Here is a 13,746-nt window from a genome sequence, read left to right as displayed (position 1 = left end):
AACCCTCATGAGTCAGATTAGCGAAATTCGCGACCAATTGCGACCCCATATTGGATGGCATGGAGCCAGACTCTCCTTCGTTGCGATGTTCCTGATAGCATTATTCCGGGCGAAAACCGTCAATCTCGCCGAACTCGCCACAGTCTGGGGAGGTGACGCCTCTGAGGAGTCCAATTACAAGCGCATGCAGCGATTCTTCAAGTCCTTTGAGGTCAACCTGGATAAAATCGCCCAGATGGTGATGAATATCGCGGCTATCCCGCAACCTTGGGTCCTGAGTATTGACCGCACCAACTGGTCATTCGGAACAACGGATTTCAATATCTTGATGCTGGGTGTTGTCCATGAAGGCATCGGTTATCCACTGATGTGGACAATGCTGGAGAAGAAGAAGGGCAACAGCAACAGTACAGAGCGCATGGATTTGTTCGAGCGTTTTGAAATCTTATTCCCCGATGCGGAAATTGCCTATCTTACAGGGGACCGAGAGTTTATTGGTAAGCCCTGGCTGTCATACCTGATGCTGGATAAGCCCATTCCCTTTCGTCTGCGCATCCGTCAGACCGACAAGATTAGCAAAGGTAAAGGACAACCAGCGATTGCGGGAGCTCACTTATTTCGGTCATTGGCCATGGGTGAGACAAGAATCCTGCCGGGAAAACGGTGGGTCTGGGGTCGTCTGGTCTATGTCATCGCTACTCGTCTTGACTCGAAACAAAAATCGAAGCAAACGGATGATGATTTTCTGATTATCATCACGGCCCATGAGCCTCAAAATGCTTTAACAGATTACCGTCGGCGTTGGGGGATTGAGACTCTGTTTGGAGCCCTCAAAACCCGTGGCTTTTGCTTGGAATCGACTCATTTTATCGATAAGAGACGTTTGTCGAAGCTGCTGGCTCTGTTGGCCATTGCGTTTGTCTGGGCGATGAAAGCGGGTTTATGGCGACATAGTCAGAGGCCGATTCGCATTATCAAGGCCCATGGCCGTCGAGCGCGGAGTTTGTTTCGCTATGGTTTTGACTTATTACGTCGCTTTTTTACCGTTTCTACCCAACCTCTACTTGGGTCAGGGTTTCACCCCATACAATTTTTGTCCTGTACTTAGACCAGAGGTACCAATCGCAGTTTCGTCTTCATAAACCCCGAAACCAAGACCAACAGCAAAACGATGACCAGGACGAAGTTCAGCTTCTGCATTATCCATTGCAATGGTGGCAGCAATACCGGATCTGAGATCATCAATGATGTTGTTGTTTACTCCAACACGACCATCGCTCTCGATGACAAGAAGATCTGTAGAGTTACTACTTGGGAGATTATTAAAAAAGACATTACCGGCATTAACATTGAGGGTATCTGTAGAGGAACTCCCCAAAGTCGTATCGTCCCAAACAGTAAGATCATCTTGGATAGTGACATTATCTTGGACAGTCAAGTTGTTTTGGATGTTTGCACTGCCGTTGAGGTCAGAAAAGCCATTGACAGTAAATTGACCATCGACAGTTGTAGCGTCAAGAGTAGTTACACCATCAACATTGAGTCCATCAAGCTGGGTGAATCCATCCACATCTAGATTTCCATTGAGATCTGAATTACCGCTAACAGTTAATGAATCAGTAGTTGTGCCGCCAACAACACTCAATCCACCATTCGTAACTGACGTAGCACCATTTAACGTTGAGGTACCATTGACGACCAAATCATTATTGAAAGTGGATGTTGGGCCAGTTATGATTAACTCATTGTCACCAGGACCATTGTCGTCTGGATCAAAAGTGATTGATCCAGCTCCGTTGTCAATAACAAATTCGGGGTTACTGAGACCATCGGCATCAACACTAAAAATGTCATTCTGTGCATCAACAATCACTTCATCGAAGCCTCCATCAGGATCAATGCTGGCACTGTTAGGGGCATTGTCGACAAATGATTGAGCATTGGCTTGCTGAACAGGAACAACCAAGCCAGCTGCAAAAGCTAAGCTTAGGGAGAGTTTGACGGTCTTGGAGTTGAAAAAGCTAGACTTCATAATATTTTCCTCACACGAGAAAGTCTGTTTTTACCTCAGTTTCTAGAATACTTTTGTCACTTGATATCGTCTCGTAAAGTTACGTCTACGTAAGAATGGAAGCAAAAGTTTACTAAAAAATATTTGGGTAAAAATTTACAGTCTTAATTGTAATACAGAATTTTAGAGTTCAAAAAGAAAAAACACTTTAACATTTAAGGCCCACGATGGTCTTAAGCGATAAGTATGACTGATTTACCGGGCTACCAATGGGTTTCCTGATCAGGGCTAGAGAGGGAAAAATTCGGAGCGTTGAGGCCGAATGGAGTGATGATCGCTCACCATAAGATTTTGACCGAGTTGACCTTGGGGATTGAGGCGTTGCTCAAAAAACGTCTGGCAGCGGTTTTGCTCGTCGGCTAGGATCACTTTTGCCGTATGACCTTGCGCTAAAACATCCAGGCGATCGCGTAATTCATAGGCTGCGACAATTAGGCGATCGCCGATCGCCTCTTAAAGATGTTCAAGAATGGGAATCAGGCTTAGAAAATCCTCGGCTTGTTGCAGATAATCATTCACCTCTGCTTCTGAAAATTCGATGCTGGTGTTGTAATCGGCTTGCGATCGCGCTTTTTGGGCATCGATGAGATAACGGTGATATTTGGGGTTGACGATCTGGGTTTTGGCAAAGTGTTTCCCAAAGGCGGCAATCACAGCAGAATGCTTCGAAAAGTTGAGTTCTTGGGATTCGAGGAAAGCAGAAGCAAGATAAAACATGCTGTAGTAGGCACGGGAAATGGCAAAATCATAGTAACCAAGCGCTTTTAGTTCCTTGGCAGCATCAAGGCTTTTTTTTGCTTTTTGGATGAGGCTAATTTGTTCTTTTTTCACAGGCTCACCCCTTCCTGGCGCACGTTGCGGGTAAAGGCATTATTCGTATTCTGCCAGGTATCGAAGTTCATCAAAAAGCAACTAATGACAGTATCGTATTGGAGACACATGTCGGCGATAAATTGACTGTTTGCCTTGTTTTCTTGGTAGGAGTCAAATTGATTTTTGAGCAGCACCAAAATGTCAATGTCAGAGTCGGGGGCAGCATCACCACGGGCTTGGGAACCAAAGAGAATTATATCAACGAGGTTATCTTGATAGTTTTTCTGGAAGTGGTCACGGAGTCGTTCAAGGATGCGAGAGAGGTTCGGGTTAGGGGAGGAGAGGGCTTGTTTCATGGCTTTGTTAGAGTTTGGAGAGCAAAAGTTTCGCTCGGTGCCGTGTGGTGCCCTTGCTCCATCTCCTAGGACAGTGTGAGCTAACAGCTTAATTCTTGAGGAAAGTATAAATGAGATGACTGGGCTTCATGCACAGAGCTAGGTGTTGTCACCGATAAATTTTTGCCAATGACCCCCTGGGGATCGAGGCGTTGCTCAAAAAACGTCTGGCAACGGTTTTGCTCGTCGGCTAGGATCACTTTTGCCGTATGACCTTGCGCTAAAACATCGTGGCGATCGCGTAATTCATAGGCTGCGACAATCAGGCGATCGCCGGGAGTACAAAGATGGGCCGCCGCACCATTTAGACAGACGACACCACTATCTCGCTCACCGGGCAAAACGTAGGTGGTCAGGCGGTTACCATTTTCGACATTCCAGATATTGACTTCTTCGAGGGGCAAAATTCCCACTTTCTCGATCAGGGCTTGGTCGATGGTGATGCTGCCCACATAATCTAGCTCAGCCTGGGTCACCCGCAAATGGTGGAGTTTCGCGTGCATCAGTTTGATTTGGGCCATGGTAAAGGAGAACGCTAAAGGTAAAGAAAGTTGATTGGGAAGGGGGATATCCCTCTAAATCTCTCTTCGGAAGGGAGACTTTAATAAATCTCTAAATCATTTTTCTGCAGGAGACTTGAAGAATTTCATTGCTGCTTAACCCAGTGCACAAAATTTTCGAGGATTTTTAGGCCAATTGCTGAGGATTTTTCGGGGTGAAATTGCATCGCAACTAAGTTATCTTTGGCGATCGCCGCTGTGACGGTTTGCTGGCCGTGGGTGACGGTGGCGGCATTTACTTTAGGATCTGTCGGGGCCACATAAAAAGAATGCACAAAATAAACGAAGGGATCTTTCGGTAAATCCTGCCAAATGGGATGATCCGGTTGGGTTAGTTGCAGTTGGTTCCAGCCCATGTGGGGAATGGTAATCTCTGGCTCTGGCTGAAAGCGTTTCACGCTGCCAGAAATAATGCCTAAACCTTTTTCTGTGCCTTCGGCGGAACTGTCAAATAAAATTTGCATCCCCAAACAAATGCCGAGGAAGGGTTTGCCACTGGCGATCGCCTGGTGAATGGAAGCTTCGAGATGGCGATCGCGGAGATGTTGCATCGCCGGATCAAAGGCCCCAACCCCCGGTAGAACTACCGCATCGGCCCCCAGGATTTGTTCCGATTGATCCGTGATTGTGGGGCTGGCCCCTGCTTTTTCTAGGGCTTTGCAGGCGGAGTGGAGATTCCCCATGTCGTAGTCAACAACCGCAATATTCACCATCTTCTCATTGCCCGAACGTTCACGTTAGAAACCCCTAACATACACCACAAAAGGAATTTGATCCTAACAATTTCTTTAGAATGTTGGTGCTTAACTTTCATCCACCCATTCCGAAAACTGCCGGGTTACAGCATGACGAAATTCCAGCGGTAAGACTAAAACAATATTTTCATCATTCAGGCGACCATAGATTTTGGTTTGGTCAAAATTTTCAGTGCCGAGGCTCAGTTGATAGGGTCGTGCTGCCGATGTTTGGAGCGTGACCACAGCTTTGGGTTCAAGGAGGCCATAATCGGCGAGTTCCTCAGAGGCCACAGAAAAACTAGCGTAACCCTGGGGTTCGATGAGTAAATTGAGCAAATAGGCGATCGCCCCCCGATTTGCCGGTTTTTCAACGGGACTAGTCAGCCACCATTGAGGGACGGGTGCAAAGCGTTGTTCAAAGTTGAGGGTTTCTCCCTGAATTTCTAAAGACAAAGAACGGATCTCCGCTTCCTGAAAGGGAAAAAGCACCTCAGCATCTGCGGCAACGAAACCTGATTCTGAGGGTGTTAAGGTATTTTGTCGTTGCGTAACAGCCCAGGCGATTCCCCCAAGTCCCAAGGCGATCGCCAGCCAAATTCCTGTACTCCGCTGCACCATGGCGATTTTTATCTAGCGCGGATATGGTTTACCAAAGCCCGTAAACCGAGATAGTAACTTTCCGCCCCAAAGCCGCAGATTTGACCCACTGCAATGGGCGCGATATAGGAATGGTGACGGAAGGTTTCGCGCTGGTGAATATTGCTGAGATGCACCTCTATGGTGGGTAAATTTACCGCCGCTAAAGCATCCCTAAGGGCGACACTGGTGTGGGTGTAGGCCGCCGGATTAATCAAAATGCCAGAAAATTTACCGAGGGCGGCCTGGATCTGATCGACTAACGCGCCCTCATGGTTGGATTGAAAACAGTGCAGAGAAACACCAAGAATTTTTGCCTCCTTTTCGAGGCGGGCATTGATGTCTTCGAGGGTTGTGGCGCCGTAGATTTCAGGCTCCCGTAAGCCCAACAGATTTAAATTGGGCCCGTGGAGCACAAGGATATTCAGGGTGGACAACGGTGGTGAACCTAACGCAGATTAACTAATAAGGTTAGCATCCCAACGTCCGAGGCCTTTAGTAGCGGCGACGTTGACGGTCGTGGACAGGGATCGGGATGAGTTCAGGCTCAGGTTCGGCCGCTGGCCCAAGGAGGGTTTCAATGACTTTGCCCGCCCACTCTCTGAGTTTTTCCAGTACTTTTTCGATATAGCCCATCAAAAAGACGACTCCTGTAAACTCGATGTACCACGCTCTGATTTATTCATCATAAATCTTGGCGTCTTTGGTACGTTGTTCTTATAGATATATTAAGAATAACACAAGCTTTTCGGGGGGCGATCGCCGAATCCTTAGTTAGGGCCGAAACTTTTTCCTCAGAAACCATAATATTTCGTAACAAAACTTTAAGATTTGTCGCTCTTTAAATATCGCCTGAGGCCATCGAGGGCATCACAGGCACTCAGGTAACGAATCAGTTCCCGGTCTCGGTCTGTGCCGTAGCGGTAGGTGTGGCTAAATACGTGATTTTGGGGATCGACCCAGGCAATACAAACCAAGCCGATGGGTTTGGCGGAGTCATCACTCTTCGGGCCAGCAATGCCTGTAATGCCAATGCCCCAATCGCTACCAAGGGCTTGTTTGACTCCCAGCGCCATTTGTTGGGCCACAGTTTCACTGACGGCTCCCTGGTTTTGCAGGTCGGCAGAATTCACGCCGAGAAGGTTGATTTTTACCGCATTGGCGTAGGCAGTAATGCCCCCTAAAAAATAGTCGGAGCTGCCGGAAACGCTTGTAATTAGTGCGCCTAGACCGCCGCCAGTGCAAGATTCGGCAACGGCTAGGGTTTCCTGGCGCGCCCGCAGTAAGTCGCCGATGACTAGGGGGAGACTGGCCCCATCGGAACCGAAATAATCCAATCCGGCGATCGCCTTAATTTCTGCAACCACCGGATCCATTAATTTTTTAGCTGCGGCAACGGATTCTGCCCGGGCTGCCACCCGGAGCTTGACTTCTCCCTTAGAGGCATAGGGAGCTACGGTCGGGTTCGTCAATGCAAAAAAGTGGTCAACTTTAGCGGCTAGACTCGACTCACCAATGCCCCGGAAGCGCATCATTTCACTGTGAATCACAATCTGACCGTAGCCTTGGGCCTTGAGGTAGGGGACAGCAGTTTCTTGCCACATCCGCTTCATTTCCCCAGGGACGCCCGGAAAGGTAAAAATTGTTAGTCCCTCAATGGGTTGCCAAATCAGACCAGGGGCAGTTCCCGTCGGATTCGGGAGAATTTCTGCTCCCTCTGGCAAAAGGGCTTGTTTACGGTTGTTGGGGGTCATGGTGCGCCCCCGTTGGGCAAATTTTGTGGTGATATCGGCGACAATCTCTGGTCGCTCGATGAGAGGCGTTTGGAAATAGGCGGCGATCGCCTCGGTGGTGAGATCGTCGGGGGTGGGGCCAAGGCCACCTGTAAAGACGATAATTTCTGTCCCCCGTTGCACGGCAATCTCTAGGAGGGAATGGATGCGAGCAATGTTGTCTCCCACCACAGACTGAAAATAATGGCTGATGCCAAGCTTTGCGAACTCCTGGGCAAGGTACTGGCTATTGCTATTGACGATATCTCCCAAGAGAATCTCGGTGCCGACACAGATAATTTCCGCCGCCATGGTACTCCTTCAGTAAAAGGCGATCGCCTTTCCTCATTTGTTTGGTAAACATTTAATTTTAGAAGCCCACAACAGGACTTGAACCTGCGACCGGCTGATTACAAATCAGCTGCTCTACCAACTGAGCTACGTGGGCATTGGTCTCTAAACCGTATGCAAGTATAGCAAAAGCGCACCGGAAATTGTCAAGCCTTTTACACCAATCGACTGTCCATGGCCCACCGCGCCAGTTCCGTGCGGTTATTTAAGCTGGTTTTGTTCAACATATTCGACACATGGCTTTCGATGGTGCGCTGGCTTACATTGAGCTTCTCGGCAATTTCTCGATTAGAAAGTCCCTGGGCCACAAAGCTCACAACCTTAGTTTCCGTGGGGGTAAGCTCCACATGACTCGGCACCTGAAAGGCCATGGACGAGGTTGTCGCCCCAGAATGACTCAGGATACGCCGGGCCTGGTTTAACGACGATTCCACCTGGGCGACTAATTCTTCTGGTTCAAAAGGCTTCACAAGGTACACATCCGCCCCTTGGTTCAGGCCCTCAATGCGATCGCGGGTTTGCCCTTTTGCCGAGAGGAAAATTACCGGGATCCAGCTAATTTGCGAATTTTGACGGACATTTTGGATAAAGGTATAACCATCCATTTCTGGCATCATCACATCACAAATGATTAAGTCAGGGGTTGTCTCTTCGAGGATTTGCAGGCCTTCGACACCATTGGCCGCGGTCAACATGTCGTAGCCGCGAAATTCGAGATAATCGCGCACTAACAAAATGAGATTGGGATCGTCATCAATCAGGAGTAGAGTCGTACCTTGGGGATTAGGAAAATCGCTCATGGCAGGAATAGGGTCGCAAAGATCAGGGTTAGCCAAATCTTAGCAAAGGAATTTTGGCTGGGATTAGGGATTTGGGACGGGGTTTACTGGTGATGGTTTGGGTAGGGGATGGGCCATAAATACATAATCCTGGACGGGGCGATCGCCGATTAAATGCTCCTGAATAATCCGTTCAATGACCGCTGGTGTGGCACTGTGATACCAAATGCCATCGGGATAGACCACCAAAATCGGCCCCTGACTACAGACCCGGAGACAGTTCGCTTTCGTGCGGAAAATGTGGGGTAAAGCGTCACTGGGAGCATCTAATCCCAATTCTTTGAGGCGTTTTTTGAGATAATCCCAAGCGTCAATGCTGGCCTGCTTATCACAACATTTGGGCTTCGTTTGATCGGCACAGATAAACACATGGCGATCAATTCGGTCGAGGCCAAGATTCTGCGCACAGACTTTCAAACTTGCATCACATTGTTCTGCCATTACCAAGATTCTCTAGGGGGACGCGAACAATTTTACCGATTGACATCCTCCCTAACCTAAAGGCACGGGGATTCTTAGTCTGACCATTTAGATGGCCTCCTGCTGGGTGGGCAGACAAGCAACTGCCCCTGACTGGGGTCTGACACTGCTTAGCGCCTGCCTATTCGAGTCGGCATGTCCTGCCGCTTTGATATTCTTGCTAGCATTCTTGTCTCTATCGTGCTCAGTGCCACAGTTGAGGCACAATACCGACCTGATAGAAAGGTCGAGCTTACCCCAACGATAACCACAACAAGAACAGTATTGAGAAGTTGGTTCCCATCGGCTGATAACCCGCACCTCTCGCTCATTAATCATTTTGGCCTTAGCCTCACACAGGGTTCTGAGTTGCCGCCAGCCAGCTCTACTGATTGTCCTGGCTAACGTGCGGTTTTTCACCATGCCTGAAACATTCAGGTCTTCGAGCACGACGACGCTGTTCTCTCGCACCAGGCGAGTCGCTAGCTTTTGATTACAGTCCCTGCGGATGTCACGTTGTTTGGCCTCCATCCGAGCGACAGCGACCCGCAATGACTCACGCCGCTTCGAGCCTTTTACCGCCCTGGCAAGTTTGCGCTTACCTTTACGGATCTTTAGGTCTAAATCACTGGTGTCTCTAGCTTTCACCTTCTCACCAGTGCTCAACGTGGCTAAAGTCTCAAGACCCAAATCAATGCCGACCCCTTGGTTTTTGGGTTCGGCTTCGGTAGGCTCAACTTCCACCACAAAACTTAGAAAATAGCGGCCAGCACAGTCTTTGATGACCGTTACGGAGCTAGGCTCAGAGGGCAACGGCCTAGACCACTTGGTTTGCATATCTCCTACTTTGGCCAGGTAAACTTTCTCTGCCTTGATGGAGAAGCCACCTTTGCGGAATCGGGCTGACTGTCGGCTCATTTTCTTTTTGAACCGAGGGAACCCAATTCGCCGCCCCTCTCGCTTACCCTTGCGGTAATCGAAAAAGTTCTTGAAAGCCACGCCCAAATCTTGAATCGACTGCTGCAATGGAATATTGCTGACCTCCGAGAGCCAGCTCCGTGCCTCAGTCTTTTTAGCTTGGGTGATACAGAGCTTTTGCAACTCAGCATTGCTTGGCCATTGCTTGCCTTTCGGCACAGCCTTGACCAATACCAGTGCATCATTCCAAACAACCCTACAGCAGCCGAACAGCTTCGCCAGTTCGACTTGTTGATTGGTCGTTGGGTAGATTCTGTACTGATATCGTGCTTTCATGTAGGCATTGTACTGCATATTGCATCATGGCGACGATAACAATTCGACTTCCTGATAAAGAAAAAATAGGGTTTGAGGCTTACTGCAAAGATGTAGGCAGAACCCAAACAGACGTATTGCGAGAGTTCATTCGTTCTAAGAGCAAGAAAAAGCCGTCCTAGAAGGCTTGTCATGAGCTTGCCGAGGGGCCGGGGCTTGTATCCCATTATTTTGGTCATGTACTCCAAGTGACATAAGGAAGGGACATTGAAGGATACACTAGAGGGAAGCAAAAATTTTGAATAACTGTTTGATTCTATGGATCCCATGCTCAAAGATGCCTTTGCTCAACGTCGGGCATTAAAAGTCATTAGTGGTTTGAATAACTTTGATGCGACCAATGTTCTCGCTGTGGCCCGGGCAGCCGAAGCCGGTGGCGCAACATTCGTCGATATTGCCGCCGATGCAGATTTGATTCGTCAGGTGAAAGAAGTCATTTCTCTGCCTGTATGCGTGTCTGGGGTTGATGCTCAAGTTTTAGCTGATGCGGTTGAAGCGGGGGCTGATCTTGTGGAAATTGGGAACTTTGATGCATTCTACGCCCAGGGGATTCGCTTTGAGGCTGAGGAAGTTCTCGCGATCACTAAAGCAACCCGTGCGTTATTACCCAACGTAACCCTTTCGGTAACGGTTCCCCATATCCTTGCCCTCGATGAGCAGGTTGCCCTCGCCGAACAACTCGTGGCAGCGGGTGCAGATATTATCCAAACAGAAGGGGGTACTTCCAGCCGTCCCACCAGCGCTGGAACCCTTGGTTTAATCGAAAAGGCGGCGCCCACCTTGGCTGCAGCCCATGCCATTTCCCGCGCGGTAGATGTCCCTGTGATGTGTGCGTCTGGGTTGTCTGATGTGACAGCTCCCATGGCGATCGCCGCTGGTGCTGCTGGGATTGGCGTCGGCTCTGCAATCAACAAACTCAACGATCCCCTGGCGATGGTGGCAATGGTGCGCCAATTAGTCGAGGCCCTCGATGGTGCTGTTGTGGGCGTAGAAGCTTAAAATTTCGTGCCAGCAGCTTCGGTTAAGGCCAAAATAAAACCCTCCATCGTGCATGGGGGGCTTTATGTTAGGAGTTTTATTTCTTGCTTCTCAGGACAACAACAAATGATGGAGACAGTTGTTCATCAAAAAGTACACAACCATCATGGCAGCGGCGGCGGCGGCAACTAAGGTTCCTGCCAACATCAGAGAAAACTCCTGTTGGTCAAATGCCTGTTGCATCAGGTGGAGTGACCACGCAACTAAGGCAACATCAAAGATGAGAATTGGAACCAGCATATTTTAATTTTTGTTAACTTGGCTCCATTCTAATACATTGTCTTGCAAATCAGCGGGAAAAATTCAGGGTGTCTTAAGATTTACGGAGCTGCCTAAAGCCTTATTTTGTCGAAGCTTGCGGGGATCGCGATCAAAAATAACTTTAAAATCCACTGATTTTTATTTTTGTCAAGTACAAATTGGCAGACATCAAGTTTAGGGTGTGGTGGGGTTTAAGGCGATCGCCAAAGGGAGGGCTTGGGTTGTTAGCCTGGGAAGGTTGGGCAACGTCTGAAGTTCCCAAGAAAAAGAAACAATGCTACAACAATTGGGTAGCAAAAACTCTCGATAATTCTTTTGTAATTCTTTGGGCATGATCAGCAGTAGCCAACTTGTTCTCGGTAGTGGTCTGGTTTTTGGGTCTGTCTTTTGGGTGGAACTGGTGCGGGATTTGTACCATGTCCTTGCCCATGTTTGGGAACCAGTGGGCCGCCTCCATGGATGGCACCATCGGGTTTTCCGGCGGGATCTAACGCCAGTCAACGCGGAAATTTACCGAAAAGCCCATTGGTACAATGATGTGCCAGAGGCGCTGGTGATGCTCAGTTTTGGGTTACTGCTTTGGGGGCTATTGGTTGCGCTGGCAGTGCCGACGGCTTGGCTGGGATTGGCGGGCTGCTTGTACACGCTCTCGTTTTTGGGGGCGGCGATCGCCAGGGGTTTGGGTTTACCCTACGTGGATGAACTGACGGATCTGACCCACCGTCCCGGAGACTTTACCGAGTTACCAGGGGATTGGTTTGTGAATCGCCCCTACCACTGGCGACACCATTTTGATAACCAGGAGGCCTATTACTGTGGCACCTTTACCCTCGTGGATAAACTAATGGGCACAGCACTTTCGTTAAAAGGTAAACGCATCGCTGTAACCGGCGCTTCGGGGACCCTGGGCCATGCTCTCCTCACGGAACTACACCAGGCTGGAGCCAAGGCGATCGCCCTCACTTCGAGCCAAGAAACCATTTCCCTGACAATTAAGAATCAAGAAATCCCCCTGCAAACGGTGCCTTGGCAGATCGGCGCAGAAGCAGATTTATTAGAAACCTTAAAAAAAGTTGACATTCTTGTCCTTAACCACGGGATCAATGTCCATGGCGATCGCACCCCCGCAGCCATCCACAAATCCTACGCGATCAATACCTTTTCCCAGCAGCGTTTAATTGAGCTGTTCCTTAGCACCGTGGAAACCAACCAAGACCGGGTACGCAAAGAAATTTGGGTAAACACCTCCGAAGCGGAAGTCAGTCCCGCCGTTAGTCCTCTCTATGAACTGAGTAAGCGGGCTTTAGGCGATCTCGTTACTTTACAGCGCTTGGACTCTCCCATCGTGATCCGCAAGCTAATTTTAGGGCCATTCAAGAGTGCCTTAAATCCCGTGGGCGTGATGTCAGCCCGCTGGGTCGCGAAGGGGATCGTCGGTGGGGCTAGGCGAGATTTTCGCAACATTATTGTCACCATCAACCCCTTCACCTATCTGCTATTTCCCATCAAGGAATTTTTTGTGGCAAGCTATTTCAAGCTGTTTAGTCGCGGAGCATAACCCATGCAGACCCTAGGCCGCTTGATTGCCATGTCTCTTCTTGCTGCTGTGATAGTGGTGGTGGCGGTGGTATCGATCCAGAATATTGAACTGGTGTCGATCCGCTTTCTTCTGTGGCAATCGGTGCGTTTACCTTTCGGCATCTTACTCGCCATTGGGGTCGGGCTGGGTCTGATTTTGGGCAGTTTAATTCCCCTCGGCTCTCGTCGTTAGGGCAGTGGGAAAAAACCCTTTATGATGGTTGTCTGTCGGTTTGGACTCGCTAATCCATGGATGATTTGCTCAAAGGTTTAAATATTTATCTCATCGGCATGATGGGCACGGGGAAAAGCACCCTCGCAGAAATTATTGCGGAGTTGATGAATTACCGCAGTTTGGATTCGGACAGCATCATTGAAACCCTGGCAAAGCAGTCGATCAGTGAGATTTTTGCCGAGATGGGAGAGGCGGAATTTCGCAAACTCGAAACCCAAGTCCTGAAGCAAATTGCTGTGCAAACACGGACGGTCGTAGCGACAGGAGGCGGCATCGTTGTGTCCCAGGCCAATTGGTATTATCTGCGCCAGGGTTTGACCATTTGGCTGGATGTGCCAGTGCCAATCTTGGTAGAACGGCTGCGGAGTGATACATCGCGCCCCCTTTTGCAAAATGTTGATCTTGAGCGCAAATTAACGCAACTGCTCCAACAGCGGCGATCGCGTTATGCGGAGGCAGATTTACATATCCAAATTCCCGGCAATCGTCCCCCCCGGGCCGTGGCAGAGGACATCATCGCCCAAATTCCTTCGGTGCTGCGAAAACCGCCAGAATTTATTGGCGATCGCCCTTGAATTAAGGCTCAAACCTAAAAATTCGTTAAAAATGCTAATCGGGAACAAATGGGGCGATCGCCGATCCCGTACAATACCGACCCATGTCGAGCCGCATCACCGGGCTCAGTCCATCCTTAGAAACGACAACAAT

At 49.1% G+C, this 13,746-nt stretch carries 18 protein-coding genes and 1 tRNA gene; 5 read left to right on the top strand and 14 right to left on the bottom strand.

The window, feature by feature from the left end; genetic code table 11:
* Positions 1–7: 7 nt before the first annotated feature.
* A complete protein-coding gene (locus tag AWQ23_RS12630; RefSeq protein WP_062435951.1) occupies positions 8–1,108 on the top strand; it encodes an IS4 family transposase in 1,101 nt (366 codons plus the stop codon).
* Here AWQ23_RS12630 and AWQ23_RS12625 read toward each other — a convergent pair.
* From AWQ23_RS12625 to AWQ23_RS12570, 13 genes are all read right to left on the bottom strand, one after another.
* Positions 1,070–2,032 (bottom strand): hypothetical protein, encoded by a 963-nt coding sequence (locus AWQ23_RS12625; RefSeq protein WP_062435949.1) that lies wholly within the window; start codon positions 2,030–2,032, stop codon positions 1,070–1,072. The two genes, AWQ23_RS12630 and AWQ23_RS12625, sit on opposite strands and share 39 nt — an antisense overlap.
* Positions 2,033–2,524: 492 nt before the next feature.
* Positions 2,525–2,902, bottom strand: coding sequence for a HEPN domain-containing protein (locus AWQ23_RS16050; protein WP_062435948.1), 378 nt, complete (start codon positions 2,900–2,902; stop codon positions 2,525–2,527).
* Entirely contained in the window at positions 2,899–3,240 is a 342-nt protein-coding gene (locus tag AWQ23_RS12615; protein WP_071884934.1) for a nucleotidyltransferase domain-containing protein, read from the bottom strand. Before AWQ23_RS12615 ends, AWQ23_RS16050 begins: the two co-directional genes overlap by 4 nt.
* Before the next feature lie 80 nt (positions 3,241–3,320).
* Positions 3,321–3,800: an aspartate 1-decarboxylase gene (gene panD, locus AWQ23_RS12610; protein ID WP_062435946.1), complete on the bottom strand. Its 480-nt coding sequence runs from the start codon at positions 3,798–3,800 to the stop codon at positions 3,321–3,323.
* A 125-nt stretch (positions 3,801–3,925) separates the two neighbouring features.
* Positions 3,926–4,552: an imidazole glycerol phosphate synthase subunit HisH gene (hisH, locus tag AWQ23_RS12605; protein ID WP_062435944.1), complete on the bottom strand. Its 627-nt coding sequence runs from the start codon at positions 4,550–4,552 to the stop codon at positions 3,926–3,928.
* 90 nt (positions 4,553–4,642) lie between these two features.
* Positions 4,643–5,194 carry a DUF4340 domain-containing protein gene (locus AWQ23_RS12600; RefSeq protein WP_062435942.1) on the bottom strand — a complete coding sequence of 184 codons (552 nt, stop codon included), beginning with the start codon at positions 5,192–5,194 and terminating at the stop codon, positions 4,643–4,645.
* Positions 5,195–5,202: 8 nt separating this feature from the next.
* Positions 5,203–5,649: a type II 3-dehydroquinate dehydratase gene (aroQ, locus tag AWQ23_RS12595; protein ID WP_062435941.1), complete on the bottom strand. Its 447-nt coding sequence runs from the start codon at positions 5,647–5,649 to the stop codon at positions 5,203–5,205.
* Positions 5,650–5,707: 58 nt separating this feature from the next.
* A complete protein-coding gene (locus AWQ23_RS16045) occupies positions 5,708–5,851 on the bottom strand; it encodes a hypothetical protein (protein WP_156785477.1) in 144 nt (47 codons plus the stop codon).
* Between the two features lie 185 nt (positions 5,852–6,036).
* Positions 6,037–7,296, bottom strand: a complete 1,260-nt coding sequence (locus AWQ23_RS12590) for a competence/damage-inducible protein A (RefSeq protein WP_062435939.1) — start codon at positions 7,294–7,296, stop codon at positions 6,037–6,039.
* Between the two features lie 63 nt (positions 7,297–7,359).
* A tRNA-Thr gene (locus AWQ23_RS12585) sits at positions 7,360–7,432 on the bottom strand.
* A 58-nt stretch (positions 7,433–7,490) separates the two neighbouring features.
* A complete protein-coding gene (locus AWQ23_RS12580) occupies positions 7,491–8,135 on the bottom strand; it encodes a response regulator transcription factor (protein WP_030007607.1) in 645 nt (214 codons plus the stop codon).
* 63 nt (positions 8,136–8,198) lie between these two features.
* A complete protein-coding gene (locus AWQ23_RS12575) occupies positions 8,199–8,615 on the bottom strand; it encodes a ferredoxin (protein ID WP_062435937.1) in 417 nt (138 codons plus the stop codon).
* Positions 8,616–8,702: 87 nt separating this feature from the next.
* Positions 8,703–9,905, bottom strand: coding sequence for an RNA-guided endonuclease TnpB family protein (locus AWQ23_RS12570; protein WP_198158660.1), 1,203 nt, complete (start codon positions 9,903–9,905; stop codon positions 8,703–8,705).
* Positions 9,906–10,184: 279 nt separating this feature from the next.
* On the opposite strand from AWQ23_RS12570, the gene AWQ23_RS12565 reads away from it, so the two are divergent.
* Entirely contained in the window at positions 10,185–10,925 is a 741-nt protein-coding gene (locus AWQ23_RS12565; protein WP_062435935.1) for a DUF561 domain-containing protein, read from the top strand.
* A 90-nt stretch (positions 10,926–11,015) separates the two neighbouring features.
* Here the strand turns inward: AWQ23_RS12565 and AWQ23_RS12560 are convergent, their stop codons facing one another.
* Positions 11,016–11,204, bottom strand: a complete 189-nt coding sequence (locus tag AWQ23_RS12560) for a hypothetical protein (RefSeq protein WP_030007610.1) — start codon at positions 11,202–11,204, stop codon at positions 11,016–11,018.
* A 352-nt stretch (positions 11,205–11,556) separates the two neighbouring features.
* Between AWQ23_RS12560 and AWQ23_RS12555 the strand changes: the two genes are divergently transcribed.
* Genes AWQ23_RS12555 through AWQ23_RS12545 form a run of 3 tightly spaced genes read left to right on the top strand, consistent with a single transcriptional unit; the run spans position 11,557 to position 13,613 of the window.
* Positions 11,557–12,783 carry a bifunctional sterol desaturase/short chain dehydrogenase gene (locus AWQ23_RS12555; RefSeq protein WP_012308115.1) on the top strand — a complete coding sequence of 409 codons (1,227 nt, stop codon included), beginning with the start codon at positions 11,557–11,559 and terminating at the stop codon, positions 12,781–12,783.
* A gap of 3 nt (positions 12,784–12,786) precedes the next feature.
* Complete coding sequence (locus AWQ23_RS12550; RefSeq protein ID WP_030007611.1) at positions 12,787–12,996, top strand: lipopolysaccharide assembly protein LapA domain-containing protein; 210 nt, start codon at positions 12,787–12,789, stop codon at positions 12,994–12,996.
* A gap of 56 nt (positions 12,997–13,052) precedes the next feature.
* On the top strand, positions 13,053–13,613 hold the full coding sequence (locus AWQ23_RS12545) for a shikimate kinase (RefSeq protein ID WP_012308113.1): 561 nt from the start codon (positions 13,053–13,055) through the stop codon (positions 13,611–13,613).
* Positions 13,614–13,746: the final 133 nt, after the last annotated feature.

The sequence above is a fragment of the Picosynechococcus sp. PCC 73109 genome (assembly GCF_001521855.1).
Taxonomy (GTDB): Bacteria; Cyanobacteriota; Cyanobacteriia; order Cyanobacteriales; family MRBY01; genus MRBY01.
This window is presented reverse-complemented; position numbering and strand designations above follow the sequence as displayed.